The organism is Paenibacillus sp. FSL E2-0190, assembly GCF_037992965.1.
In the GTDB taxonomy this organism is placed as follows: domain Bacteria; phylum Bacillota; class Bacilli; order Paenibacillales; family Paenibacillaceae; genus Paenibacillus_AQ; species Paenibacillus_AQ odorifer.
In genome coordinates this window covers 5,866,075-5,893,017 of the sequence record NZ_CP150306.1, presented here as the reverse complement: position 1 = coordinate 5,893,017, position 26,943 = coordinate 5,866,075, and the positions used below count along the sequence as shown (strand labels likewise).

25 protein-coding genes and 1 riboswitch are annotated in these 26,943 nt (G+C 45.3%); of the genes, 18 read left to right on the top strand and 7 right to left on the bottom strand.

Annotation, left to right across the window (positions count from 1 at the left end; all coding sequences use genetic code 11):
* Nucleotides 1-56 precede the first annotated feature (56 nt).
* Nucleotides 57-1,031, bottom strand: a complete 975-nt coding sequence (locus NST25_RS25845) for an NAD(P)/FAD-dependent oxidoreductase (protein ID WP_076128050.1) — start codon at nucleotides 1,029-1,031, stop codon at nucleotides 57-59.
* A 331-nt stretch (nucleotides 1,032-1,362) separates the two neighbouring features.
* Between NST25_RS25845 and NST25_RS25840 the strand changes: the two genes are divergently transcribed.
* Nucleotides 1,363-2,556 carry an NAD(P)/FAD-dependent oxidoreductase gene (locus NST25_RS25840; protein WP_036685230.1) on the top strand — a complete coding sequence of 398 codons (1,194 nt, stop codon included), beginning with the start codon at nucleotides 1,363-1,365 and terminating at the stop codon, nucleotides 2,554-2,556.
* A 1-nt stretch (nucleotide 2,557) separates the two neighbouring features.
* On the top strand, nucleotides 2,558-2,836 hold the full coding sequence (locus tag NST25_RS25835; protein ID WP_036685228.1) for a hypothetical protein: 279 nt from the start codon (nucleotides 2,558-2,560) through the stop codon (nucleotides 2,834-2,836).
* A 67-nt stretch (nucleotides 2,837-2,903) separates the two neighbouring features.
* Here the strand turns inward: NST25_RS25835 and hemQ are convergent, their stop codons facing one another.
* Nucleotides 2,904-3,662 (bottom strand): hydrogen peroxide-dependent heme synthase, encoded by a 759-nt coding sequence (hemQ, locus tag NST25_RS25830; protein WP_036685226.1) that lies wholly within the window; start codon nucleotides 3,660-3,662, stop codon nucleotides 2,904-2,906.
* Nucleotides 3,663-4,034: 372 nt separating this feature from the next.
* Between hemQ and NST25_RS25825 the strand changes: the two genes are divergently transcribed.
* The 3 genes from NST25_RS25825 to dnaI all read left to right on the top strand — a co-directional run bounded on the left by NST25_RS25825 (nucleotide 4,035) and on the right by dnaI (nucleotide 7,085).
* Nucleotides 4,035-4,331: a YuiB family protein gene (locus tag NST25_RS25825; RefSeq protein WP_036685224.1), complete on the top strand. Its 297-nt coding sequence runs from the start codon at nucleotides 4,035-4,037 to the stop codon at nucleotides 4,329-4,331.
* Nucleotides 4,332-4,571: 240 nt separating this feature from the next.
* Complete coding sequence (locus NST25_RS25820; protein ID WP_076193307.1) at nucleotides 4,572-6,110, top strand: DnaD domain protein; 1,539 nt, start codon at nucleotides 4,572-4,574, stop codon at nucleotides 6,108-6,110.
* Nucleotides 6,111-6,128: 18 nt separating this feature from the next.
* Complete coding sequence (dnaI, locus tag NST25_RS25815; RefSeq protein WP_076134190.1) at nucleotides 6,129-7,085, top strand: primosomal protein DnaI; 957 nt, start codon at nucleotides 6,129-6,131, stop codon at nucleotides 7,083-7,085.
* A gap of 475 nt (nucleotides 7,086-7,560) precedes the next feature.
* On the opposite strand, the gene NST25_RS25810 is transcribed toward dnaI, so the two are convergent.
* On the bottom strand, nucleotides 7,561-7,719 hold the full coding sequence (locus NST25_RS25810) for a YqzM family protein (RefSeq protein ID WP_094902239.1): 159 nt from the start codon (nucleotides 7,717-7,719) through the stop codon (nucleotides 7,561-7,563).
* Nucleotides 7,720-8,072: 353 nt separating this feature from the next.
* On the opposite strand from NST25_RS25810, the gene trxA reads away from it, so the two are divergent.
* Nucleotides 8,073-8,390, top strand: a complete 318-nt coding sequence (gene trxA / locus NST25_RS25805; protein ID WP_036679814.1) for a thioredoxin — start codon at nucleotides 8,073-8,075, stop codon at nucleotides 8,388-8,390.
* A 121-nt stretch (nucleotides 8,391-8,511) separates the two neighbouring features.
* Nucleotides 8,512-10,464 carry an excinuclease ABC subunit UvrC gene (gene uvrC / locus NST25_RS25800; RefSeq protein ID WP_340392773.1) on the top strand — a complete coding sequence of 651 codons (1,953 nt, stop codon included), beginning with the start codon at nucleotides 8,512-8,514 and terminating at the stop codon, nucleotides 10,462-10,464.
* 99 nt (nucleotides 10,465-10,563) lie between these two features.
* Here the strand turns inward: uvrC and NST25_RS25795 are convergent, their stop codons facing one another.
* Nucleotides 10,564-12,240 (bottom strand): CPBP family intramembrane glutamic endopeptidase, encoded by a 1,677-nt coding sequence (locus tag NST25_RS25795; protein WP_340392771.1) that lies wholly within the window; start codon nucleotides 12,238-12,240, stop codon nucleotides 10,564-10,566.
* A gap of 320 nt (nucleotides 12,241-12,560) precedes the next feature.
* Nucleotides 12,561-12,736: riboswitch (cyclic di-AMP (ydaO/yuaA leader) on the top strand.
* 64 nt (nucleotides 12,737-12,800) lie between these two features.
* On the opposite strand from NST25_RS25795, the gene NST25_RS25790 reads away from it, so the two are divergent.
* Together NST25_RS25790 and NST25_RS25785 are read left to right on the top strand one after the other, a co-directional pair.
* Complete coding sequence (locus NST25_RS25790; protein ID WP_249267754.1) at nucleotides 12,801-14,159, top strand: TrkH family potassium uptake protein; 1,359 nt, start codon at nucleotides 12,801-12,803, stop codon at nucleotides 14,157-14,159.
* A 13-nt stretch (nucleotides 14,160-14,172) separates the two neighbouring features.
* Nucleotides 14,173-14,844, top strand: coding sequence for a TrkA family potassium uptake protein (locus NST25_RS25785; protein WP_036679808.1), 672 nt, complete (start codon nucleotides 14,173-14,175; stop codon nucleotides 14,842-14,844).
* Between the two features lie 537 nt (nucleotides 14,845-15,381).
* Here the strand turns inward: NST25_RS25785 and NST25_RS25780 are convergent.
* Nucleotides 15,382-16,284, bottom strand: coding sequence for a LysR family transcriptional regulator (locus NST25_RS25780; protein ID WP_036679806.1), 903 nt, complete (start codon nucleotides 16,282-16,284; stop codon nucleotides 15,382-15,384).
* Nucleotides 16,285-16,686: 402 nt separating this feature from the next.
* Here NST25_RS25780 and NST25_RS25775 point away from each other — a divergent pair, with 402 nt between their 5' ends.
* From NST25_RS25775 to NST25_RS25745, 7 genes are all read left to right on the top strand, one after another.
* Nucleotides 16,687-17,352, top strand: a complete 666-nt coding sequence (locus tag NST25_RS25775; protein ID WP_036679804.1) for a succinate dehydrogenase cytochrome b558 subunit — start codon at nucleotides 16,687-16,689, stop codon at nucleotides 17,350-17,352.
* A 45-nt stretch (nucleotides 17,353-17,397) separates the two neighbouring features.
* On the top strand, nucleotides 17,398-19,140 hold the full coding sequence (sdhA, locus tag NST25_RS25770; RefSeq protein WP_076127961.1) for a succinate dehydrogenase flavoprotein subunit: 1,743 nt from the start codon (nucleotides 17,398-17,400) through the stop codon (nucleotides 19,138-19,140).
* 75 nt (nucleotides 19,141-19,215) lie between these two features.
* Nucleotides 19,216-19,980, top strand: a complete 765-nt coding sequence (gene sdhB / locus NST25_RS25765) for a succinate dehydrogenase iron-sulfur subunit (protein ID WP_036679800.1) — start codon at nucleotides 19,216-19,218, stop codon at nucleotides 19,978-19,980.
* Nucleotides 19,981-20,191: 211 nt separating this feature from the next.
* Nucleotides 20,192-20,983, top strand: a complete 792-nt coding sequence (locus NST25_RS25760; RefSeq protein WP_076218137.1) for a DUF3891 family protein — start codon at nucleotides 20,192-20,194, stop codon at nucleotides 20,981-20,983.
* A gap of 57 nt (nucleotides 20,984-21,040) precedes the next feature.
* Nucleotides 21,041-21,970, top strand: a complete 930-nt coding sequence (locus NST25_RS25755; protein ID WP_081386412.1) for a metallophosphoesterase — start codon at nucleotides 21,041-21,043, stop codon at nucleotides 21,968-21,970.
* Nucleotides 21,971-22,008: 38 nt separating this feature from the next.
* Nucleotides 22,009-22,551, top strand: a complete 543-nt coding sequence (locus NST25_RS25750) for a GNAT family N-acetyltransferase (protein WP_076184756.1) — start codon at nucleotides 22,009-22,011, stop codon at nucleotides 22,549-22,551.
* Nucleotides 22,552-22,761: 210 nt separating this feature from the next.
* Nucleotides 22,762-23,493 carry an NADPH-dependent oxidoreductase gene (locus tag NST25_RS25745; protein ID WP_254847707.1) on the top strand — a complete coding sequence of 244 codons (732 nt, stop codon included), beginning with the start codon at nucleotides 22,762-22,764 and terminating at the stop codon, nucleotides 23,491-23,493.
* Between the two features lie 143 nt (nucleotides 23,494-23,636).
* On the opposite strand, the gene NST25_RS25740 is transcribed toward NST25_RS25745, so the two are convergent.
* A complete protein-coding gene (locus tag NST25_RS25740; protein WP_076193295.1) occupies nucleotides 23,637-24,446 on the bottom strand; it encodes a histidinol-phosphatase in 810 nt (269 codons plus the stop codon).
* Nucleotides 24,447-24,517: 71 nt separating this feature from the next.
* Nucleotides 24,518-25,420 carry a LysR family transcriptional regulator gene (locus tag NST25_RS25735; protein WP_038573173.1) on the bottom strand — a complete coding sequence of 301 codons (903 nt, stop codon included), beginning with the start codon at nucleotides 25,418-25,420 and terminating at the stop codon, nucleotides 24,518-24,520.
* A 254-nt stretch (nucleotides 25,421-25,674) separates the two neighbouring features.
* Here NST25_RS25735 and NST25_RS25730 point away from each other — a divergent pair, with 254 nt between their 5' ends.
* Nucleotides 25,675-26,130, top strand: coding sequence for a chemotaxis protein CheX (locus tag NST25_RS25730; protein WP_036679793.1), 456 nt, complete (start codon nucleotides 25,675-25,677; stop codon nucleotides 26,128-26,130).
* 28 nt (nucleotides 26,131-26,158) lie between these two features.
* Complete coding sequence (locus tag NST25_RS25725) at nucleotides 26,159-26,935, top strand: SDR family oxidoreductase (RefSeq protein WP_340392767.1); 777 nt, start codon at nucleotides 26,159-26,161, stop codon at nucleotides 26,933-26,935.
* Nucleotides 26,936-26,943 lie beyond the last annotated feature (8 nt).

Genomic DNA, 26,943 nt, shown 5'->3' with positions numbered 1-26,943 from the left:
TCACAGGCTGTTATCAACAGGTCTGTAAGAATACCCTTTTTTATTGTGTTAATAGATTAGAGTTTCATATTACTGCTGTGACCCGGTGAAAGCTTCGCTTCTGGATCAATGTACACCTTAGCATTATTCACAGCCGTTGGAGCTTCGCCAAATCCTACAGCAATCAGCTTCAGCTTACCAGGATAAGTTGTGATATCGCCGGCAGCAAAAATGCCTGGAATGCTTGTTTCCATACGCGAGTCAACAACAATGGAGTTCCCCTCAATATCAATACCCCATTCGGCAATAGGACCTAGGGAAGAGATGAATCCGAAGTTAACAATAACGCTGTCCACTTCAATTTCTTGAGTTTCTTTGGTCTTGATATTTGACAATGTAACCTTGGTAATGAACTCATCACCATGCAGCTCTGTAATTTCAGTAGGGGTAACTACGTTAACCTTGGAAGCCATCAGGTTCTCAACGCTATGTTCATGAGCACGGAATTTATCCCGGCGGTGAATCAGGGTTACCTGTTCAGCGATGGGTTCCAGCATGAGCGCCCAGTCAACTGCAGAGTCACCGCCACCGCTGATCAGAACTTTTTTATCTTTAAAGGCATTTAGATCATTTACAAAATAATGGAGGTTTGCTTTTTCAAAACGTCCAGCGTTGGGTAATTCCAAACGACGAGGTTCAAATGCACCTACACCAGCTGTAATGATGATCGCCTTACTGTGGTATTCGGCTACATCGGTTGTAACCACAAAATGACGTTCGTCCCGTTTTTGAACAGAAATCACTTTCTCCTCCAGCCGGATATTGGATTGGAACATATCCATTTGCCGAGACAGGTTGTCGACCAATTCTTGTGCTGTTACTTTTGGAAAACCTGCCACATCATAAATGTATTTTTCTGGATAAAGGGCAGCAAGTTGTCCCCCCAATTGGGGCATACTTTCAATAAGGGTTACTGATGCCTGACGCATTCCGCCGTAAAATGCGGCAAACATGCCAGCTGGCCCGCCACCTATGATTAAAAGGTCGCTCATAGGAACGCTGGATTGCTCTTGGGTCACGGGATATTACACCTCCGAGTTGATATATTCATTTTGCCATACTTGTGTACCTACTTATTATAATCATTGTGACACATACCTGCAAAGAAAGACTTTAGAAGTCAATAAAAGTGTGACGTTTTTTAGTATTTTAATGTTTGATTAATGCTACACTAAGGTTTACAATGGATATGGTCAATTTAGAAATGCTTCAAGTTTGATTGGAATTTCTTCTAAATATAAGTGTATAAATTCACAAAAAGGACCGTACATTGTTTCAATAAAAAATACAAAGACAGATTTACCTCTTGGAAGGAGCCGGAACATGAGTAGTATTCCCAAAATCGTTATCTTAGGCGCGGGCTATGGGGGTATTTTGACCGCACAGCGCTTGCAGAAGGCTTTGAATTATAATGAAGCGGATGTCACGCTTGTAAACCGTCACGAGTACCACTATTTTACTACCCATCTACATATGCCTGCGGCGGGTACGGACAGTATTGAACACACTCGGGTGTCCATTTCGAAACTAATCGATGAATTCAAGATTGACCTCGTGAAGTCATCTGTTCAGGAAATTCGTACTCAGCAGAAAAAGATTATTTTGGAGGATGGTACCCTATCGTACGATTATCTTGTCATTGCTTTAGGTGGAGAGCCTGAAACATTTGGTATTCCTGGACTTGATAAATACGCACTGACAATCCGGAGCATCAATTCCGTTCGTTTAATTCGCGAGCATATTGAATATCAATTCGCTAAGTACAAGAACGAGAACAATGCTCAGGAGCATATTAATTTTGTTGTCGGTGGTGCCGGCTTTAGCGGTATCGAATTTGTAGCTGAATTAGCTGACCGTATCCCTGGACTGTGTAAAGAATATGACGTTGATCCAAGTATGGTTAATATATATAACGTAGAGGCTGCTCCGACAGCACTGCCTGGTTTTGCTCCTGAGCTTGTGGAGTATGCGATGGACTTGCTCACCAAAAAGGGAGTTACCTTCAAGATGGGTGTTGCGATCAAGGAGTGTCTGCCAAACGGGGTAATTCTGGCATCAGGCGAAGAAATCAAAGCCTCCACAATTATTTGGACAGGCGGAATCCGTGGCAATCGTCTTATTGAGGCTGCCGGATTTGAAGCTATGCGTGGGCGCGTGAAGGTAGATGAATATCTACGTGCACCGGGCCAAGAGAATATCTTCATTATTGGTGATGGCTCCCTTATGATTAATCCGGAAGGACGCCCTTACCCGCCAACCGCTCAAATTGCTATGCAGCAGGGTGAATGCTGTGCGCATAATTTGGTGGCGGCAATCCGCAATCAACAGCCGAAGAAATTCGCATTCAGCAATAAAGGAACCGTAGCTTCCCTAGGCAAAGGCCAAGGAATCGCTGTAGTAGGCAGCAAAACTTACAAGGGCTGGACTGCAGCTCAGTTGAAAAAAGTTGTAGATATGCGCTACTTGTTCATTATCGGCGGAATTCCGCTGGTTCTGAAAAAAGGAAGATTCTTATAAGATGCGCCATTGCAGCGTACAGGTACGCGGACTGCTGACTCGTGAAGAATTGGACCGTTATAACGGACTGATAGAGGTTGGATCTTATCTGGAGGATCAGAACCAGTATGATCTGGCTTATATCGTTCAGAAGGAAATTGATCTGCTCATTCTCCCTGGTATCGAACGCCTGAAGGATAAAGGGCGCGCTCGGGATCGGGCCACGGCTGAATATCTGGAAAGTTTACGTGAAGATGATGAGGATAACGAAGATGAGGATTCAGGAACTTCGGTGTCTTAATCTAATCATATGGCAGTTAAAAAGGGTGTGTCTCCATGCGAACTGGAGACACACCCTTTTTTTGTTGTTACAGCTTGAGCATTTCTTCAAAAGATTCTTCAGTCAGCAGATTGCCGACATAAAAAGGTCCGAATTCGCCGTAGCGAGCACTTACTTCGTCAAAACGCATTTCGTATACCAGCTTTTTGAATTGCAGTGCATCTTCAGCGAACAGAGTCACGCCCCATTCCCAGTCATCAAAACCGACGGAGCCGGTAATAATTTGCTTCACTTTACCTGCATATGAACGTCCAATTAACCCGTGTGAAGCCATGAGCTCCCGGCGTTTGTCCATATCAAGCATGTACCAGTTATCGGCAAGCTCGCGTTTTTTGTTCATAGGATAGAAACAGATGTGTTTCGCTTGCGGTAAAATAGGCTTTAAACGTGCGGCAACATGCGGATTCTGCATAGGGTCGCTGCCGTCGCTGCCACTGCCACCAGCAGCGTAGTTGCTTAATTCAACAATACTTACATATGAATAAGCTTTGGTTGTATATTGAGCAAAAGCGATTTTGTTAAAGGCGGTCTCAAGCTGGTTCAAAGCTTCTAGGCTTTCGCGCAAAAACATCATTACAAAATCAGCCTTTTGGCCCACTATGGAGTATACTGCGGTGCTGCCTTCTTTAGCTTCCTCAACAGGGCTCCATTCCTGCATAAAAGCATGTAGTTCTTCCAGGGCAACGGCACGTTCTTCATCATCTGCTGCCGTCCAAGCGGTCCAGTTCAGAGAGCGGAAGTCATGCAGTGCATACCAGCCTTCCAGTGTCAAAGCGGCTTCGATCATGATCTCACTCCTTAAAAGTTTTACGAAGCATAAGCCTCGCTGAAATAACATCGCGTAAAACTTGCTTCGAAAGCATACGCTTAGTTTTACGAAGCATAAGCCTCGCTGAAATAACATCGCGTAAAACTCGCAATTGAAGCATAAACTTAGTCTTACGAAGCATCTGCTTCATAGGCTATGTATGATCTGATTAATCTACTTGCATTGTATCGCAATCAAGCCGCCAAGAGCAAACGGAGGCATCCTCTAAGTGTGCGAATTAGTGCGTGAATTTGAATAAAGTTCATTGCTTCGTGACATTTTTTCTAGTAAACTTACTACTAGCTTGTAAAAGATGTGCGCTTCTTTATAGAAAGGGGTGGAGACGGTAAGATGGGATTTATTCCAGTGTTTATCCTAGCCGTTTTATTCTTTGTGATGATGTTTGGTATCGGCTTTATTCTTAACATGTTAATGAAGACAACCTGGTTTCCCGCTTATCTATTCGTACTTATTATTCTACCCGTCGTAATCTATTCTATTTGGGATAGAAACGCGATGTCGCTCTGGGAGCATCTCTCCAGTTTCCACTTTGTTGATTATCTTACAGGTGTCGCTGGTCTTGCAGGTGCTATACTTAGTGGATGGACCATTCAAAAGCTGCGCTTTGGCGGTTACAAGATGTTTTAAAGATTCGAAAGAGCCTATGTTATGAATCAGTCTTATATTTCTGCGAGAAACGGGATACCTTCCTCTTTAGAGGACGGCGAAGCCGTTTCTTCTTGTTTAATAGAGGTAGATATTCGTAAGAAGAAGTTGATTATATTGCGAAAAGAGTCGAAATTGGGATTTTATTTACATTTTCGCTATGTTAATTTGTGATAGAATAGAATCCTGTATGAATTCGTGTAAACAAGGGGGTATCCGTAGATGCGGATGAGTAACTTACATCATTTCACCGAACATCATCGGTACTGCGTTTCCCGCGAATTTGGTCTTAGTGTTATAGATGGACGTATGCTTAGCTCTGTATATCAACCTATGGTAGGAGCCTTTGCAATCAGTTTCTATCGCTTGCTGGTTGAACATGTGCCAGCAGATAGCATTGGCTATTCTGGAGTGGAGCAACAGCGCAGGCTATTTATGACTTTGGGTGTTGAACCCAATGAGAAAGGCCGCAAATATTTAATTGATCAGGCTTCCCGGTTAGAAGCAGTGGGTCTGTTGCAGACCTGTCGAATCTATGTGCCGGAAACAGATGATTATTTATATGAATATGAGCTAATGCCGCCGCTATCGCCAGCCGACTTTTTTGCCACTCAGCATTTAACCTTGCTGTTACGTGATAAGATTGGCAAATTTGCTGTGCTGTCCTTACGGGAACAGTTCTGGAATCGCGAACCGGAAGAGTGGAGTCGCAGATCTATAGGCAAAGAGAATATTTCCGTGCCTTTTTATGATATTTTTCAACTTAATACACATGTCATTGATTATGAGCTGGAGCAAGCTTTGGCAGAGGTAGCCTCTGTTCGACAGCCCGGCACGCTTGAATCCGGAGAGCAGGCAATCGGATACAGTGACATTATTTTGCGTTTTCCACGGGAGTCTGTGAATCGGGCTCATGTAGAAAAACTGCGCTTTGACCATACTCAAATGGGTGTAATTAACTATGTTGCTCATAAATACGAACTGAGTCCGCAGGATTTATGTCGTTTGCTGGATGAGGATGGAGTGTTCTCACCGGAGGGCGAGGTCATGCTGGATGCGTTGCAATATAAAGCGAGCCAACATTTCAGGCAAGATATGAAACGACAGGAAAAACGTGAAATTGCAGCTGCAAAAGTTGTTTCTATCCGGTCCAGTGCAACCGAAGAGAATGATGATTCTATAGCACCACCAGAGCAATCTGTTGAGATGGAGTATTATGTAGAAGTACCGCCACAATTTTTGTCCAAATGTGACATTCACCAATATAATATGATGCTGCGGAACGAACCTTATACGAGACTGCTACAAACCTTTTTCCCGGGTGCAGTGCCCAGCCATCTGATGGATATGTTCGAGAAAATAGATCTGAACTATAAGCTGAGCGGTGAAGTAATTAATGTACTCATTCATTATTTAATGACTATGGTAGCCTCGGGTGGAGAACAGCGGATGAACCGCAATTTTGTAGAGGCTATCGCCTCCAATATGCTGGTGAAACAAGTGAACACCTACGAGAAGGCTGTAAGATATATTAGAGATCAGTCCAAAGTGAAGGGCAAGGGGACAACGGCTAATGCTGCTGGAGGAACACGATCACGTTCTTATGCCAAAAATACAGGCCGCTCCAATAAACCGGAAATTCCGATTGTGCTGGATGATGGAAGTGCTGGAACAGTATCGGAAGAGGAATTCGCGGCGATGATGAAGAAAGCGGCAGAAATTAAGGCTAGTAAGAAAAAAGGCGTATCGCAAACGCCTTAATGAAAGAGAGGTGGAACAATGGAGTCTATGGGCGATGTACTTCGTTCGATCAACAATCCAACTCTACGGCAGCGTCAACGCGATCTTGAACAGGGGTTATTCAATCATCCACTTGTGAAGGCATTACAGTCCGAACATCCTGAACTGGACGAATCACGACTGCGGCTTCATATGAGTCGCCTGTATCAATATGTAGAGGAAAGCCGAAACTGTGCGAACTGCCCAGGACTAGAGAAGTGTCCAAATGATTTTCCTGGCCATTATAGTAAACTAACGGTAGAAACTGTGAATGGTTCAGTGGATCTATATGAACGCAAGACGGCATGCCGGCTTAAAGTGGCACAAGATAATCAGGATAACATCCGCAAACGTATTCGTAGCTTTTATGTGGACGAGCGTGTACTTAACGGCGGTTATGATGAGATAGATATTATGGGCAAAGACCCGCGCCGGGTCTCGGCTGTGAATAAAATATTTGATTATATCACGAATGTTAAAGAGGAAGGCCTGACTTCACGCGGCATTTATTTACATGGCTCTTTCGGAACAGGCAAAACTTTTTTGATGTGTTATTTGCTGCATGAGCTTGCTGTTGCTGGATATACCGGAGTGATCGTATACATGCCAGACTTTATAGAGGACTTGAAATCGATCATGATGGATGGCCAGAAGATGAAGGAAACTGTTGATACGATGAAAAACTGCGATTTACTTATTTTTGATGACATTGGTGCGGAAAATTTGAATCCTTGGGCTCGTGATCATGTACTTGGGGCGATCTTGAATTATCGGATGAACCGCAAACCAACCTTCTACACCTCGAATTATCCGTTGGATGGCTTGGAGAAACATCTTAGCTTTACGAGCAAAGATGGTGAAGAGGTCTATAAAGGCCAACGACTAATGGATCGCATTGCTCCTTTTGTGGATGTTCTTCCACTGCATGGGGAAAATCAAAGAGGGGCCAATAGATAAGCCTGGAATATTCATAATGTAAAATTCAAAAGAGCAGTGATTCCCCTTTTATTGGAGGATCGCTGCTCTTCGTTTTTTTAGTTATTCGAACTCAAACGCCGCTTTCTCTCTGCTACGAAGCAGGATCGCCTTAAGTCCTGATTGTTTTTCACTTGTCCAAACACACTTTCCGTTTGCAACATCTGGCAGGCATACTGAATTTGATCGATAATTAGGGAAAGTCTCCCTAAAATTCAGAGGTTTCTGCTCATTAGACTACTAATTAGGGAATATCTCCCTAAAAATGAACTGATTCGTCAGCGAAAACAGATATTCTCCCGATTATTAGGGAGGAATTCCCTGATTCCGTTCATTTATAGCAATTATCGGCTATAATCAGGGAGGTTTTCCCCCATTATTCTCAAAAAAAGAAGCCGTCCCATAAGTAGCATTCACTACTTTTGAGACAGCTTCTTTTTATTGTGCGATGATTCCTTTATTCCGAGAGAATGAATTTAAGGATGACCATTCCGAAAAAGACAACCGTCATAAACGTGGTCATTCCGAAAAATCCGGTCATTAAATCCCCAAGATCATTGCGGGGTTCTTCGTTGATATGTTCTCGTGGGTCCCGTACTTGCGCGTTAACATCCATAGTTTCTGCCTCCTTACAGGGACAAGCCCTGTATTATTAGATGCAAATTGACATTTGTTTATGAAATAAGTCATTGACAATTAATGCGCTTTCTTTAAGTATACCGAAATGCTGGGGAGGTTGTAAAGAAAAGAGTACGCAAAAAAAATACATTGAAGGCAATATAATTGCGAGTGATATTTCACATATCCCATAAAGATATGTTATACTTGTAATGTGTCGGTAAGTGGTAATTTGGTTATCATATTACATGAAACAATTTATTAACTCATATTTCGGAGCAGCTTCCATGAACTAAGCTTTGGCTTAAGATGTGCGTAATGCTTCGCAAAACTTAAAGGAGGAACAATATCATGGCTATCGTGAACGTGTCTGACCAATCCTTCAGTAACGAAGTGGAAGGTCAAGGTACTGTAGTAGTAGACTTCTGGGCTCCTTGGTGTGGTCCTTGTAAAATGCTCGCTCCAATCTTGGATGAATTGTCCACAGAGCTCGGAGACGACGTGAAAATTGCAAAATTGAATGTGGATGAGAATCCGGAAACGGCTTCCCGTTTTGGTGTTATGAGTATCCCAACTCTGATCTTCTTCAAAGATGGTCAACCGGTAGATAAAGTTGTGGGACTGAACTCCAAAGAATCCCTGAAAAATATCGTAGCAAAACATCAATAATTGATAGATGCTACTGTTCGGGCCTCGGCCCTGCCACTCAGCGCCTTCGGTTCATTCCGGAGGCGTTTTGTGTGCTGAATGCCAACTAATCATGGGTCCAATTTAGCTGGAGGGGATCATTTTGGACAATATCCGCAATAAACTGGCACTACTACCCGATCTGCCTGGCTGCTATCTGATGAAGAATCAGGAAGGCACTATTATTTATGTGGGCAAAGCGAAGGTACTCAAGAATCGGGTGCGGTCTTATTTTACAGGCAGTCATAATGGTAAAACGCAGCGGCTTGTCGCTAATATTGCTGATTTTGAATATATCGTTACGTCCAGTAACATGGAAGCGCTCATTCTAGAGTGTAATCTGATTAAGAAACATATGCCGCGTTATAATGTGCTTCTAAAAGACGACAAGACGTTTCCTTATATAAAAATAACGAATGAAACTCACCCGCGCCTTGAGGTTACACGCCGGGTGATTAAAGATAAAGCAAAATATTTTGGCCCTTATCCTAATGCTTATGCTGCTCAGCAGACAAAAAAGCTCCTAGATCGTATGTACCCGCTTCGTAAATGCGGCGTGATGCCAAAGGAGGTCTGTCTTTACTATCACATGGGCCAGTGTCTGGCACCGTGTGAGAAAGAGGTTCAGAAATCCGAGTATGAGCAGATTACGCAGGACATCGCTGCTTTTCTAGGCGGAGGTCATGAGGCGGTTAAAAAGGATTTACAGCAAAAAATGCAGGAAGCTGCTGAGGAATTATATTTTGAGCGGGCGAAGGAACTGCGGGATCAGATTATCCATATCGATGCATTGATGGAAAAGCAGAAGATCAACACTACAGATACTAAGGACCGGGACGTATTTGGTTATGCTGTAGACAAGGGATGGATGTGTGTGCAGATTCTGTACATGAGACAAGGGAAGATGATTCAGCGCCATTCCTCCGTGTTCCCGTTCTATGGTGAAGCCTACAGTGACTTTATGTCTTATGTGACACAGTATTATAGTGATAATCCCGCTTTGCCGCAGGAGATCCTGCTGCCTGATGTGCTAGATGAGGAGTCTCTGGCTAATAAAGAGACTAAACCCGAGATCGCCATAGCTGCTCCAGCAGAAGCGGATTTACAACAGGGTGAAGATACTCCTGAATCTGCTGAAGAGGCTGAGGCACGTGCGACGGCGGCGGAGGAAGCTGCGGAAGCTGGGATCGTCGATGCCGCTGGCGGCGCCTCCATTCTGCAGGAGTGGCTGGGCATTAAGGTGCTTGTACCACAACGCGGTCTTAAGAAGCAGATGGTTGGCATGGCTTGCCAAAATGCAAGAGTGGCTATCGACGAGAAATTCCGGCTGATTGAACGGGATGAAGAGCGTACCTCTGGAGCAGCGATCAGCTTAGGCGAGAGCTTGGGGCTTGAACGCTTGAGCCGTATTGAGGCGTTCGATAACTCGAACATTCAGGGGACTAACCCGGTCTCTGCGATGGTTGTCTTCATTGATGGCAAGCCTGCACGAAAAGAGTATCGTAAATATAAGGTTCGTACGGTAGTGGGTGCGGATGATTATGGAACGATGCGCGAGGTCATTCGGCGGCGATATGAACGGGTATTGAAGGAGAATCTTCCGATACCGGATCTTATCGTGGTCGATGGAGGGAAAGGGCAAATCTCCTCTGCTATTGATATTCTGGAGAATGAACTGGGATTATTCATTCCGGTCTGCGGCCTTGTTAAGGATGATAAGCATAAGACGGCTCAGCTTTTAGTTGGAGATCCGCCAGAGCCTGTCGCGCTAGCCCGGGACAGTCAGGAATTTTACCTTTTGCAACGGATTCAGGATGAGGTCCATAGGTTCGCGATCACCTTCCACCGTGAACAGCGCGGGAAGTCCATGGTTACCTCCAAGCTGGACTCTATACCTGGTATAGGTGAGAAGCGCCGTAAAGCGCTGCTTAAGCATTTCGGATCGCTTAAGAAAATTAAAGAAGCCTCGGTGGATGATTTCCGTACACTTTCTATTGGAGAAAAGCTGGCAAGACAAATTCTTGATGCGCTCAAGGATGAAGAGCCAACCTCATAGCAACGGAAACAAAAGAAAAAGGGGATCACAGCAGCGATTAAAAGCTGCTATGATCCCCTTTTTTTAATTTTGTTATAGGATGTACACTCTTTTATTTTCTTAAATCAAAGAAGAAGGCTCCACCGGCTTAGGCTTCTGTGGTGGATTAAATCGATAGACGATGTAAGCGACTATGAACGGCATAATAATCGCGAAGATACCCGCGCCTACATTTACGCTCTCCTTCATAAAGATCAGCGTAGCGCCCATCAGGATGCTGTCAAACACGACATGGCTGAACATGACAGCAATAAACCCGTAACGAAGGAAAATATAGCTGAACAGCAGCCCGATTACAGTCAGCTCAATGGGACGGGAGCTGATGGGATAGATCGGATATAACGTATGGCCAAACGCCCAAACCAGCGTGGTGATCAAGCAAGCGATAAAAGTGTTCCGGAACACCTTTTTCAGCATAGGAATTCCGAAAAAGCGATAAATGGCTTCCTCAGATAAACCAGCGAGCCATGCGACGATAGGCAGAAGCCAAGCATATCTCATGTTATAAGGAGATTGGGTGGCGTCTGTAGTAGACCAATTGTGCAAGGTAAACGATAATATGATGAACATAACCGTCTGCACCCCTAGCAGAACGAAAGCCCAGATGTAACCAGCCCGGATACTGTCCAACACATATTGTCCATAGCCGGGCTCTTTGGCGCGGGGCCAAGGGTTCATGCCTTCCTCTTTTCGCCATAAGCCATTGCCGCCCACTAAAGAGAAGTAGAGCAAGGAGGACATCAGCAGGCTGTACAAAGCATAAATGATAAACATAATGACAGAGGTAATCTGTGCTTCTAGCCCTTCACCCGTAGATTCAGGCAGCATATTATAGGTGCTGATCATCATGATTACAAAATAGGCTGAGCTTAGGAATACTCCACGTTTAAAGGAAGTATGCTCTCTTCTAAGAATACTGTAGACGAGTGCCAGAATTCCTAAAATCAGTGTGGGTATACCGTAACCGAATAATGTTAGCTTTTCCGCTAAAGAGGTCTGTCCTTGTACGTAGGAGGTATGCCAAGCTGGTGCAGTGAATCCGGCATTAAAGCTGGATACCTGCTCTCCACTGAAATCAAAATAATAGTGCAATAAGGATTCGCCGACCTGAACAGTACTATCCGTATATACTAGCCCATGGCTTCCTGTATTCGATTCAATTTGTAGTTTGGCAGGATTTACTTCCCATTCTTGAAGCCAAGGACGAGCAAGATTCTCCTTCTGCGCTAGAGTGAGGTCAGCTCCCTTGTCCTCTTTTGCACCAACGGAAGCAATGCCTGGCCCCTCATCGGAGACAACTTTTGCAGCCTTTGAGAAAGCGACAATCTTACCGGTATACATATTGAGGTCAACGATGATTTGCGGCTCTTGCTCCGCTGAAGGAGTAAGCGTTGCCCGAAAGACATCAAAAGGATAGTTTTGATCCAATTTTTTCTTGGTGTAGTCCTCCACAAGCTTCTCGCGAGACATATAACCATAAAAGGAAGAGTCCGTCTGGTAAAGTACATTCCATTGATCGTTTGGTGCTTCGGTGTAGTTGAGCTTTTGTTCTGCGAATAATATGGCTTGGTCACGGGCTTCTGCCTTGCTAATGACGGTGGTATCTTCACCTGTAGGGCTACTAAGCAGTGAAGGGGAAATCTGAAACATAATAAATAGAATAAGACCGATAATGCCCGAGATGATGAGCCTCTTGGAGAGGGCACGTTGCTGTAAGGGCTGGCCGACGGGATTCATGTAACGCCTCCTTGTTATGTACTGACAATGTTATGTTCCATTATAGTATTAGTGCCTGGTTGGTTACAAAAAACATTATATGTTCTTTTTATGGGTAATAGAGATAGTATAGAATAGTCATGTGAATTTATACCATGAATTTTATCGTGTTCATTTCTGCACGAATGATGAGAATCGGTGTAATTGCAGGGAAAACACGGAAAAGTGATGAGAAAAGGCACTCCTTTTGATGCAGTCTCTTTAAACCGCATTTTTTCATGTGAATGAGCATTAATTGTGTCTTTGTGAATTCACTAAATAACGTATATAATTTGTATGCAATTGTATAGTAGCCGAATTTCTGGTGAAAACGGGGGAACCATAAGAAGTGATGAAAAGTGGAGTGTACACGATAAATGGCACTTTCATCAGGGGTGAATTTCGTTCTGGGAACGAATAGGGCAGCCTGCACAGTCCGAATCCGACAGCTAACCTCGTAGGCTAATTTACTGCAGGAACCAAGTCAGCATTGGTTTTCCAGTGCTTTTTTTGTTGGAATTTTTGATAAGAAGGTGAGCAAAGTGGCTTCACAGTTTCGCAGGATTTCTGAATTTAAGTTTCTGAAGCTCTCGCCGCCGCAGATACTGGTGCTTGGTTTTGCATCGATCATTCTGATAGGGGCCTTGCTGCTTATGCTGCCCATCTCAAGCACAAGCGGGAATTCCGTGGAATTTATTGATGCATTATTTACTTCAACGTCGGCAACCTGTGTTACAGGGCTTGTTGTGCTGGATACCGGAACTTCGTTCACCATTTTTGGAAAAACCGTAATTATGATTCTGATCCAGATCGGCGGCTTAGGTTTTATGACCATGGCCACTCTATTTTCACTGGTGTTAAAGCGTAAAATATCTTTGCGGGACAGGCTAATCCTACAGGAAGCCATGAATCAAGGCTCTATGGAAGGAATTGTGCGACTGATCCGGAGAGTCCTCATATATTCTCTTGTCATAGAAGGCTGTGCCGCTGTGCTGCTGTCTATTCGCTGGGCTTTTGATATGCCGTTGGGAAAAGCGATTTATTATGGCATATTTCATGCGGTGTCTATGTTTAATAATGCGGGGTTCGATATTTTTGGGGATTTTCGCAGTTTAACTGATTATGTATATGATCCGCTTGTGAATATTATTGTGATGTTTCTGATTGTCTCCGGCGGGATTGGTTTTATTGTAATGTCAGATCTGGTGGAGTTTCGGGTAACCCGCAGGCTGTCTCTACATAGTAAAGTTGTCCTGTCCACCAGTACAGGGCTGATTCTGATCGGAGCTTTGGTTATTTTTATATTTGAGTTTACTAACACTCGTACCCTGGGTTCACTGAATTTCGGCGGTAAAATATTATCGGCCTTCTTTCAATCCGTGTCTCCCCGTACGGCTGGCGCGAACACAGTAGATATTGCTGGACTTCGGCAGGCTACACAATTTTTTATAGTGATTCTTATGTTTATTGGTGCTTCTCCGGGCTCAACGGGCGGGGGGATTAAGACAACAACCTTTACGATGATGATTGGTGCTGTAATTGCTATGCTGCGTGGACGGGAAGATGTTGTGTTGTTCCGTTATCGGCTGGCTCAAGAGCGCATCTACAAGGCATTAACGATCACGCTGCTGGCTTTGTTGTTAATCGCCTCTGTGTCGATGATACTCTCCACAACTGAAGACAGTAATTTCTTGGCAATCTTGTTTGAGACGACCTCCGCCTTTGCTACGGTAGGACTGACTATGGGGCTAACTCCGGAACTGTCAGCGATCGGTAAGATTCTACTCTGTCTGACGATGTTTGCAGGTCGGCTAGGTCCACTAACCTTAGCGTATGCACTCGGTCCCAAACAGGGTAAACCACTGTATAAGTATCCGGAAGGTAAAATAATTATTGGATAGGAGTTAATTAGAAATGAAAGCACAGCAATTTGTAGTAATCGGCTTAGGTCGCTTCGGTTCAAGCCTGGCGCTTGAGCTGATGGAAATGGGCTACGAGGTGCTCGGCATTGACCACCATGAAGAACGCGTGGAGGAAATGAGCGATCAGCTGACGCATACGGTAGTAGCAGATGCTACAGATGAGGGAATTATGCGCTCGCTTGGTGTACGGAACTTTGATTGTGGGATTGTTGCGATTGGTGACAATATGGAGAGAAGCATTCTGGCGGCCATTTTGTTGAAGGAGATTGGAGTCAAGCAAGTGGTGGCTAAGGCAATCTCTATCCTTCATGGCCGCGCACTGTCGCGGCTGGGGGTTGATCGGGTTATTTTTCCGGAGCGGGATATGGGGATTCGTGTGGCACATCAGCTGGTGACGCCCAATTTGCTGGATTATATTGAACTGTCCAAGGATTATAAAATTGTCGAGCTGACCGTACCGTCCTGCATGAACGGCAGAAGCTTGTCTGATTTAAATACAAGAGCTAAATATGGCTGCAGTATTGTTGCCCTAAATAGGGAAAGTGGAATAATCGTCGCTCCAACTGCCCATGATTATTTAAGTGAAGGCGATGTTATGGTACTCATTGGTCCTAATGAAAGTATTGACCGTTTTGAGAGTGAAGTTGTGAACCAAGAATCATAGGAAAAGAAGCTGACTCAAAAGTAGTGAATTCTACTTGGGGGCAGCTTCTTTTTTATGGAGTAAAGAGTAGGAAACGTATTGGATTTTAATATGCCATATGACTATGGACCATGCGTAGTGTTCTATAATGTTGGTTTGGTCGGTGCGCGACTTGCTAGGTATGGTTATCGTACGGCTTGCAATTAGATGATTTGTGGTATCTGTGACGGTGAAATATGTGTGGCGAAAAGCGATATGTGTTCTTTGTTTGTGCGATGTACAGAGTGGGTTTTAAACTAGTTGGGGAAAAACTCCCTGAAAATAGCCACTATTCGCTCTAAATGAACGACATTAGGGAATTCCTCCCTAATAAACAGAGGGATTCCTTTATTAGTTACTGAATCGGCCGAAAATTAGGGAAGTTTTCCCTAATTTTAAGTCTGCTGAACAGAAATCTCTGAACTTCAGGGAGAAATTCCCTAATTACGCTATAAGTACTTCACTTATTGCCTCATTTGGAGATCACTAGGTGCGCCCCTTGATTCATTTGGTCCGGCTTTACTGCTCACGTTCTGTCAGAAACATCTCTTCGGTAACTTGCACCAGACTGCGAGCCGCCGTGCTCATGCTTCCATCGTCACGGTAGATCAGGCAGGTGGTCCGTTGAGTTTGCTCCAGCTCCTTGATATGTAAGGACACCAGCCCGCCGCCGTTCAGCAGTTCTGGACGCAGATAAGACTTTGGCAGTAACGCAGCCGCTTTGACGGTCGGAAGCAGCCGTACGATGGCTTCGAAGGAGTCAATCTCCATGCGCACATCGGGATCAATCCCGCAGCGCTGGAATAGATCGTCCGTCAGACGCCGGTACCAGGTCCCCTTTGAGAAGAGAATCATAGGCAGCCGGGATAGATTATCCATGGTTAGCTTGGAAGATAAATTTAAAGGATGCTGCTCTGAGACGACTAGTCGCAGTTGATCCTCAAATAGAGAAATGCAGCGCAACCCGGGTTCTTGAATAGAGGAAGCGATCAGACCTACATCTGATTTTCCCTCACTAACTGAGGATACGATCTCATGCGTTCGGCCTGTGATCAGCTTCAGCTCTGCGGTCGGATATTTGTCCATATAAGCGTTTACCAGCGGCGGAAGCGTGGTCTGCAGGGAGGTAAGACTAGCCCCCAAGGTGACAAGCCTTGGCTCCCCCTCTTTGAATTTGGAAAGAGCCTCCAGAAACTTGGAACGCTGCTGCCGTTGTTCAAGCGCATAGGAATAAGTGAGACGCCCAACCTCGGTTAACTCCAGTCGTTTGCCATAACGATTAAACAGTGCGACCCCCAGACGTTCCTCGAGTTTAGAAATTTTGCGAGACAAGGCGGGCTGGGATAGATTGAGCTGGCGTGAGGCCCGGTTTAAGCTGGAATGTTCCACAACTGCTGCAAAAACATCTAAATCGTCAAACATAATTGAGTTCCTCTCCTAATGCGATGTACGATCAGTAGTGATGAAATTCATAGCCGTAAGAGTAACTGTTCTTATTACATAAGGAAAATCAGGTTATGTCGGAAAATGTTGTTTTGCTAAATGAGAATTATTATCATATAAAATCTATTCTTATGCGTTTATTGTATAACGTTTAATAATTAGATTGCAATTCCCTTATAAGCGAAAAAAGAGTAACATGAAAAGTGACACAAGATATTCACATTTTGTGAAAAATAAAACTAAGTCCGGTAAACTCTAGGATAACGGTAAATTAAGGAATTATGTCATTGGATTGTCAACGTTATCCTGTGTCAAATGTAGTTCCGGCGGTGAATACCCATTAATGAAAACGCTGTTTTAATCGGAAAGGGGTTACTTTGTATGAAAGGATTTTATTCCAGAAAGATTCATTCCTTGCTAGGCGTTATCCCACTTGGAGCCTTCTTCATTGAGCACATGATGACGAATTTTGCGGCTGTAGAGGGTGGCGCTTCCGGTTTCACTGACAGCGTGTTATGGCTGAACAGCCTGCCGCTCGTCTTCTTCCTGGAATTGTTCGGTATATGGCTTCCTCTGCTGTACCATGGGGTATACGGACTTTATATTGCGTATCAATCCAAGCCGAACTTGAACCGTTTCAACATTGAAAGAAACTGGCGTTATACCCTGCAACGGATTACAGGTATTGTTACCTTCATCTTTATCGTCTGGCACTTGTTCCAAACACGGGTTCAGGTGGCGGTGGGTAATGTGGAGCACGAAGAATTAGGCGGTCTGATGCATGATATCGTGACTCAGCCACTTCTGCTGACACTGTATATTATCGGTATCGTTGCTGCATGCTTCCACTTCTCGAACGGTCTCTGGTCTTTCTTGATCAGCTGGGGAATTACCGTAGGTCCACGTGCACAGCGGGTATCTTCTTACCTCTGTCTTGGCATATTTGTATTAGTAACTTTCATGTTCCTGATTTCGCTGGTTACTTTCCGTGACAGTGAATTTCAAACTGCAGCAACCATTGCCCAGTCCATAAAGACCTTCATTTAATTTAAGAATCCTTTCTGATATTTTCGATAAAAGGAGTGAACTATCATGGCAACATCCGATATCATTATCGTGGGCGGCGGCCTGGCCGGCCTGATGGCTACCATCAAGGCAGCGGAAGCCGGTGCGCATGTCCATTTATTCTCATTAGTTCCTGTAAAAAGATCACACTCCGTATGTGCGCAAGGCGGCATCAATGGCGCTGTAAATACCAAAGGTGAGGGCGACTCCCCTTGGGAGCATTTTGACGACACCGTCTATGGCGGTGACTTTTTGGCGAATCAGCCGCCGGTTAAGGCGATGTGTGAAGCTGCGCCAGGTATCATTCACCTTATGGACCGGATGGGCGTTATGTTCAACCGCACACCGGAAGGTCTGCTCGACTTCCGTCGTTTCGGCGGAACGAAGCGGCACCGTACAGCTTTTGCCGGCGCGACTACAGGCCAACAGCTGCTGTACGCGTTGGATGAGCAGGTGCGCCGCTGGGAAGCTGAAGGTCTCGTAACTAAACGCGAGAACTGGGAGTTCCTTTCAGCTATCATCGACGACGAAGGTGTATGCCGCGGCATCAGTGCCCAGAATCTTAAGACGATGGAGATTGAGACTTTTCCTGCGGATGCTGTTATTTTGGCAAGCGGCGGGCCGGGTATTATTTTTGGCAAAACAACGAACTCCGTAATTAATACAGGGACAGCCGCAAGTGCGGTATACCAACAGGGCGTACATTATGCCAACGGAGAATTTATCCAGATTCACCCAACGGCTATTCCGGGAGATGACAAGCTCCGCCTGATGTCGGAATCGGCACGTGGCGAGGGCGGCCGTATCTGGACTTATAAAGACGGGAAACCGTGGTATTTCCTCGAAGAAAAATATCCGTCCTACGGTAACTTGGTGCCGCGCGATATTGCTACACGTGAAATTTTTAATGTGTGTGTGGATCAAGGGCTGGGCATTAATGGTGAGAACATGGTGTATTTGGACCTCTCTCACAAGGATCCGAAAGAGCTGGACGTGAAGCTTGGCGGGATTATTGAAATTTACGAAAAATTCATGGGGGATGATCCCCGTAAAATACCAATGAAGATCTTCCCGGCTGTGCACTATTCTATGGGCGGCATGTGGGTTGATTACAATCAAATGACGAACGTTCCGGGTCTTTTTGCAGCCGGAGAATGTGAATATCAATATCACGGAGCGAACCGTCTAGGCGCCAACTCTCTGGTATCTGCTATTTACGGCGGTATGGTCGCAGGACCAAAGGCTGTTGAATACATTAAAGGCCTGAAGAAATCATCGCAGGATATCTCTTCTTCCGTATTCGATAGCTTCCACAAAAAGCAAACGGACAAATATGAGTCTCTATTGGCAATGTCAGGGACAGAGAATGCTTATGTGATCCACAAGGAACTGGGCGAATGGATGACCGCTAATATGACCGTGGTGCGGCACAATCCGAAGCTGGAAGCGACTATTGGTAAAATCAAAGAGCTTAAGGAGCGTTATCGCAAGATCAATATGAATGATGCATCGCGCTGGAATAACCAAGGTGTGGCCTTCACTCGCCAGCTCTGGAATATGCTGGAGCTGTCCGAAGCGATGACACTTGGAGCGCTTATGCGCAATGAGAGCCGTGGTGCACATTACAAACCGGAATTCCCGAATCGTAATGATGAGGAGTTCTTGAAGACCACAAAAGCAGCCTGGACTGCAGAGGGTCCACAAATCTCCTACGACGAAGTGGATGTCTCGCTGATTCCTCCACGGGTACGCGATTATTCGAAGGATTAATGCTTTCCAGAAACAGAATAGCTTGCGAGGCAAGCTTCATGAAATAAAATCAGGCAATTTTAGGAGGGAACCATTATGGCGGAAACAGCTGCAGCTCCCAAAAACGTAAAGTTTATCATCACCCGCCAGGACGATCCACAAAGTTCATCGTATGTCGAGGAATTTGAACTTCCTTATCGTCCAGGTATGAATGTGATCAGTGCTTTGATGGAAATTCAGCGTAACCCTGTGAATGCCAAAGGTGACAGCACAGTTCCCGTATGCTGGGATTCCAACTGTTTAGAAGAAGTGTGCGGAGCTTGCTCCATGGTGATTAATGGCAAACCCCGCCAAGCCTGCGCTGCACTTATAGACAATCTGGAGCAGCCTGTACGAATTGAGCCTATGAAGACATTTCCGGTGGTGCGTGACTTAGTCATTGACCGTACCCGGATGTTCAATGCACTAAAAAGGGTGAAAGCATGGATTCCGATTGACGGTACGTACGATCTTGGACCGGGACCGCGGATGCCGGAGAAAAAACGGCAGTGGGCCTATGAATTATCCAAATGTATGACCTGTGGCGTATGTTTGGAGGCTTGCCCGAATGTCAACGAAAAGACGGATTTCATCGGACCGGCAGCCATTTCTCAAGTACGTCTGTTCAATGCTCATCCTACAGGTGAAATGAACGCTGACGAAAGATTGGATGCTCTGATGGAGGATGGCGGGATCGATGGCTGTGGTAACTCACAGAACTGTGTACGCGCTTGTCCAAAGGGAATACCTCTTACGACATCCATTGCAGAAATTAACAAGCAAACAACGAAGCATATGTTCAAACGTTGGTTAGGTGTGTAATTAATAGTACCGCCAAATGTTTATCTATTGAGCTATCCTCAAAGTGGATTCCATTCGCTGGGGGGTAGCTTTTTTTATGTTGTTATGACTCTCTTATCTGCTTGTGGCGGGAAAGTCTTGCAGGGCTGGAGCAGGTTCAGAACATTGACCAATTTATGCTATAATATCCATTGTTAACGTAATGTTAGCTGTGGAACAAGGAGGAATAATCGTGATTTGTCGGGAGCAAGATGGAGCAATTGTAATGGTTAAGCAGCATGATCACGGGAAACTTGCCGGAGAGCTGGCCATTGGGTTCAAAGAGCAGCATGTGCCAACTGAAGGACGCCGGGAAGAGGTACTGTGGGCAGTAGCCCAGCATGATAGGGGTTGGATTGATCTCGATGAGACCCCTTTCTGGAATGATGCGGAGCAAGCACCCTACACCTTTATTGATTTTCCTGTAGTGCCTAAGTTGACCTTTTATAAGCGTGGATTAGATGAGATCGAGGAACACACACCGTACGGAGCGTTGCTGTGCAGCTTGCATTTTGAACGGCTTATTAAGATAGCGGGACTCGATTATCCAGAACTTACTTTATATCAAGAACATGAAGAGGAACGCAGAGCACGTATCCATCGGGAACTTGAAGCTTCTAAGCCTATTGGGGAAGATGAGCTGTATTATGATGCCCGCCTTTTAGAATTCTGCGATGATCTGTCCTTGTATTTGGCCTTAAATGAGCCGGGGTGTCCGAAATCAGAGGAGCATCCATGGTGGCGTGAAGGGTTCTCAGGTACTGAAGATTTCAGTTTTACGTCAGGTCGTGTCATCACAGCGGAGTGGCAGGATAAGTCAACGTTAATGCTTGAACCGTTTCCTTTTGAAAAAACGCTGGAAGTAGCATTTATGCTGAGACGAGTTCAAAAATCAGAAATCGCAAAAAAAGGGATTGCACGCGCTTACAGCGAAACTCCGGAAGAAGAATGCCGGATTGTTCTAACTGCCCGGAATAATATATAAGTTATTATTTGGACCATCTGTTTTTCGGGGAAAAGGTAAAGAAAGGAGAATCTCCCTATGAAGATACAATCGTCTGGGGCTTCTCCCAATAAGAATGGCGATAAGATCCACAAGGACACCTCTAAGGGGCGTTCTGGTGGCGAGTCAACAATTACCCGCCGGCAGTTCCTGACTCGGGGTGCGGCTGCTGTAATCGGCGCAGGATTGCTTACAAGCGGATATGCATGGCAGGGGGAGCCGAACTGGATTGAGGTCACTAAGCTGGACTTGCGCTTTAAGGAGCTTCCTTCCGCTTTTTCAGGGATGAAGCTTGTTCATTTCAGTGATACGCATCTCGGATTTAATAAGGATGCCAGGGATCTCGCCCGGCTCGCTAAACATATAAGTAAAGCTGAACCGGATCTTATTTGCTTCACGGGTGACATTGTGGACAGCAATCCTGAGGATCTTGTTGAAGCCGTACCGGTGCTGGCAGCGTTAAGTGCGCCATTGGGTAAATTTGCGATATTAGGCAATCATGATTACAAGAATACCCAGCTTGTTACCGAGCTGCTGGAGTCTGCGGGCTTCCGGGTGCTAAGGAATAAATCCTACCTTCTAAAAAGAGGCGGGGCAGTTATGGCGGTTACGGGTCTGGATGATCTGTTACACGGTAAACCCGACCCAGCGAAAGCAATTGCTGGTGTTCCTGAAGGAACCTTTAACGTTCTTTTGATGCATGAGCCGGATTATGCGGATACCGCACAGGCCTATTCATTTGATCTACAGCTTTCCGGGCACAGTCATGGCGGACAAATTCGTCTGCCCTTTATAGGTGCGCCATTTACACCTTATGGATCACTTAAATACATAAATGGATTGTATTATACAGAAGACAAAGCCATGCCTGTGTATGTGAATAGAGGGTTTGGAGAGACATACATGCCTTTTCGGTTATTGTGTAGGCCAGAATTAACGGTTCTGACGCTGCATCGGTCCATGAGCTGATTAGGCTGGAATTTTAGCTGCACGGAAGGGGAGAGAAGATGAGCACCTATGGAGCAGTGTTGTTAGAGACACAACATGGTTTAGCGGTAGATCTGAGGCTGATCATGCCTGAGGATGTTTTAGCTTTGCGGCAGCTGCTCTCCCATCCAGATGTGCAGCGCCATATTCTAGTACGCTCCGGCCCTGGATCAGTATCTGCCCAGGTGGAGAAGCTGGTAAACCGGATGTTATTTGCCTTCGATCCTTGTGCGCTGCATGCCGGGATCTATTTAAAGGGGCAGCAGCGGTTGATCGGTATAGTGGCTTTGCAGAATTGGAACCGCCGTGAGGGCACAGCTACCTTAGGATATATGCTGGACCCGGCATGGTGGGGATGCGGGCTGGCGACGGAGGCCGTGGGTTTGTTTTTGAACTATAGTGTTCATACCCTTGGGATAACAAGGATCGAAGGACGCTGCACAGGAGATAATATTAGATCGGAACGTGTGATGCTCAAGAACGGTATGAAGCTGGAGCGGGTGATGCCCAAAGTCGGCTCCTTGGACGATGTAATGAAAGTATTCACATTGTTACACAAATGAAATAATGCCGTTATCAAACTCTAACAGTGTGCGGTTAAACTAAGTACATGACCCCCTTTTAAAAATATACTGCTTTGGGACCCGATGATTCGGGTCCATTTTTTTTGTTTGAAAAGAGTAGCGTAAGTGATTGGCAGTACCGAATCCGATCGTTTATGATTAACATACTATGGATTGGAATGACCAAGGAGGCCTAACATTTTGAATGAAGTGGTACAAACATTAAAAAATCATCGTTCTTTCCGGCAATATTCAAACCAGCCTGTGGAGCCAGAGAAGCTACAAACAATGATTGAATCGGCTCAAGCCGCACCGTCATGGGTTCATGGACAGCAGGTATCGATAATCGCCATCAAAGATCCTGCGCGTAAGCAGCAGCTTTCAGTTTTGTGCGGAAATCAGAAACATGTAGCGGCAGCACCGGTTTTTTTGGTGTTTTGCATGGATTTTTATAGAGCTAAAGTAGCTAGTGAGCTGGAAGGCAAGTCTTTTGAAGCCGTAAAAGATGTGGATGCGCTTTTGGTTGGAGCTACAGATGTGGGAATCTCATTGTCTAACGCGATTGCAGCGGCGGAATCCATGGGACTGGGCATCATTCCTATTGGAGGTGTACGCCGCAACACAGCAGGTGTGATTGAACTGCTGAAGCTGCCGGAGTACGTATTCCCTGTCGTCGGTCTCTGCGTGGGATACCCAGCGGAGGAGGTTTCTCAGAAGCCGCGGCTGCCGCTGGAAGCTATATTTCATGAGGAGCAATACAATCCGGATGTACAAGGCCTCCTGGAGGCATATAATCAAACCCACCGTGAATACTTGCAGCAGCAGGGGATGACGGAGAGAGATTGGACCAGTACGATTGCTCATTTTTATGAGATCAACCCGGAATATGGAGATGCGAAACGTACGCTGAAACAACAAGGTTTTAGCTGTGATAATCTGTAAATAAACAAAAAAATGCACCAAGCTGAGATTGGTTTAACGGAGGGTGAACCCTGCCCCTAAACCAATAACGCTTGGTGCATTATTTAATTTCTCGCTTTAACGCTTACCGTCCTTATAGGGACGTTGAAGGCGTTTAGGCTTGATTACAGAGAAACTTTGACTTTTTGGCGCTGCTTGTAATAAACCCAGTGTGTAAAGCCTATTGCTTTGAGCTGTGCAGCTACCGCATCACGATCCTCAGCGACCCGGGACGGCTTATGTGCATCCGAACCGAAACTAACCTCTACGCCAAAATGTAGTGCCCGCTCCAGAATATCTTCAGAGGGATACCAGCCGCCGACCAGCTTAGTTCCGCCTGAGGTATTGATTTCGATGGCCACGTCACATTCACTAATTACACGCAGACAATCGTCAATCGGCTGAGGTGCAGGAATTTCGGAAAAAGCAGGATAATTCCCCTTCATCGCATCAATATGCCCGAGTATTTGGAACATACCACTGCGTGCGGAATCAGCAATCAACCGGTAATATTCAGACTTCACGCGGATCTTCTCATTTTTGCTAAGGTTTTTCCAGCGCCCTTTGTTAAAAATGCTGACTCCACCAACACTATGTACCGATCCAATCACATAATCAAAAGGGTAGGCGGATAATGTTTTGCGGTATATCTCAGCATGTTCGGGGAAGTAATCTGATTCGATGCCTAACAGGACGTCGATAACGCCTTCGTACTCTTTTTTGAGGGAGAGAACATCATCTACATAATTAGCAAATTCGGATTTAGCCATTGCGATTTTGGGAAAAGCCTGATCGGATGGATCTCCGAAATAGGGAGTATGATCGGAAATACCTATAACGCCCAATCCAGCGGCAATCCCAGCTTCGATATAATCTCTAATCGTTCCATCAGCATGGCCACAGCGGAAATGATGGGTGTGTAAATCAAATTTCATCAAGAACATCTCCTTTAAACAAGGTTATGCAATCAGCTCAGAAGTAATCGGTTCCACTTTGTGGGTGGGATTTATTCAGACCCGATAAATTGGGTTTCTGGCATGCCTTTAAGATCGCTTAGGAACTGCCTCATAGCAGAGTTTACGTATTTTCCTGATTTCGTGATCACACCAACAGGATGCGTGACCTCCAACTCAATAATTGGCACAATTTTGAGAGTGCCGGCTCGAACCTCAGCGGTAACTGACTGCTTGGAAATAATGGCGGCGCCCAAATCGAGCTCGACCATCCGTTTCACTTCCTCGCTGCTGGTCAGCTCCATAATGACCTGAGGTTGAATGCCATGTTTGTTCAGAACCTCATCCGCAAATTTACGGCCCACTGTGTCTGGTGAGAGCAGAATCAGCGGGGTTTTGCTTAAGGCTTCTATCCCAGCGGTCTTCACTTGAGCGAGAGGGTGTCTGGGAGAGACCACCAGTTCGAAGGTATCATAATACAAAATGGAAGTAGACATGCCCGGGCTACGTCCAATTAAATAACCGATGCCGACATCAACAATGCCGTTTTCGACATGCTGATAAATTTGTGATGAGGACATAGAGGAAATTGATGTTTTGATATGGGGGAACTGGTCTTTAAAATAAGATAGAATACGCGGTAAAATTTGAATAGCGATTGAGGTAGTTGTGCCTAAAACTATATGACCTTGGGGATTTTCATCAAGATCTGCAAGCCGTTCCTTAAGTTCCTCGACAATCCTCACTATTTGTTCCGCATGCTCCAGAAAGACAGTCCCTCTATCCGTTAATGTAACAGGCTGGTTTCGGTCAACCAGCTGAGTCTTGAACTCTTCTTCAAGGCTCTTAATCTGTGCTGAAACCGCTGGTTGGGTCAGATTAAGCAGTTCTCCGGCCTTGCGAAAGCTCATCGTTTTGGAAATTGTTATTAGTGTCTCCAGCTGGCTGATGTTCATGGAATACCTCCTTTGGACCATCGAATTGGATGTGTAATTGCGTTAATATCTTACGTTCCACGTTGGCATTTGTTTAAATTATAGGAGATAATACCCGGCAGAGCAATGTTGCTGCGTAAACTATCTTGGGTTTGAATTCGACATATGCATTAATTTTTGCTGAATTGTGCCGATATATAAAGTATAATATATCCATATTGCTTGGGACTTTTGGTATATGACCAAAGCACGATAAAGGGGGAGACTAGACATTCATGAAAGCAGAAGTAATTAATCCGTTTCTAGAGTCTGCACGGACTGTTATAGAACAAGTAATTCAGGTCTCGCCTTCTACGGGGAGTTTAGGCATTAAAGAAATTGAACTGATCGATAATCATATATGGATTCAAGTAGGGATGACAGGCCAACTGAGCGGAAATATTATATTTGGTATCGCGGAGCAGGTAGCCTTGCGAATGGTATCGATTATGATGGGTGGCTTTGTGATTACCGAGATGGATGAGATGGGTCAAAGTGCGATTTCAGAGCTGAGCAATATGATCAGTGGGAATGCCAGTACCATTCTATATAATCAAGGTGTTTCGGTGGATATAAGTCCTCCTCAGATTATGAAGATGGAAAGCATGTCTTTTATGCCTCGTAAAGCGCTTAGTATTCCGTTGTTGATGGATGGGGTTGGAGAGATGGATATTCAGGTGATGATCTCTTAGGCAAGAGTTAGGAGCTGAAATACTTTTCATGGTACTCAAAGATAAGGTTGTTGTGATTACAGGAGCGTCCAGGGGCATTGGTGCATTAACGGCACAGATGCTTAGTAAAAAGGGGGCAATCCCTGTCCTGGTAGCACGTTCCGAAGCGAAGCTGAAAGAAACAGCGGCCGGTATCCCGGGCGTTTTTGGACTGTATACCTGTGATGTAACAGATGCTGAGGGTGTTCAGAAGACGTTCGCACAAATTTTGGAGGCATATGGCAGAATTGATATTTTGCTAAATAACGCAGGGTACGGCAAATTTGCTGCTTTTACAGAGATGGAGCCTCATGAATTTGACGATATGATGGATGTTAACTACATGGGGATTGTCCGGTGCACGAAGGCTGTTATTCCACATATGCTGGAGCGGGGAAGCGGCCAGATTGTAAATGTGGCTTCTATGGCAGGGAAGATAGGCACAGCCAAGTCCGTAGCCTATACGGCTACCAAACATGCTGTACTCGGATTCACAAATGCGCTCCGTCAGGAGCTGCGGAAGAGTGGAATTATCGTCTCGGCTGTGAACCCGGGGCCGATTGCCACCGATTTTTTCAAAACGGCTGACCCGTCTGGCAATTATGAGAAGAGTGTAGCCCGGATGATGATGACCCCAGAGCATGTATCTTCCAAGATCGTTAAGGTTATGGAGACCGGCAAAGAAGAGCTCGATCTTCCGGGTCTGGCAGGGTTTGGCATACGGCTTTACGGGCTGTTTCCTCGCCTGGCGGACAAGCTTACTTATAATGCGATGAACAGAAAATAGACCCTGTT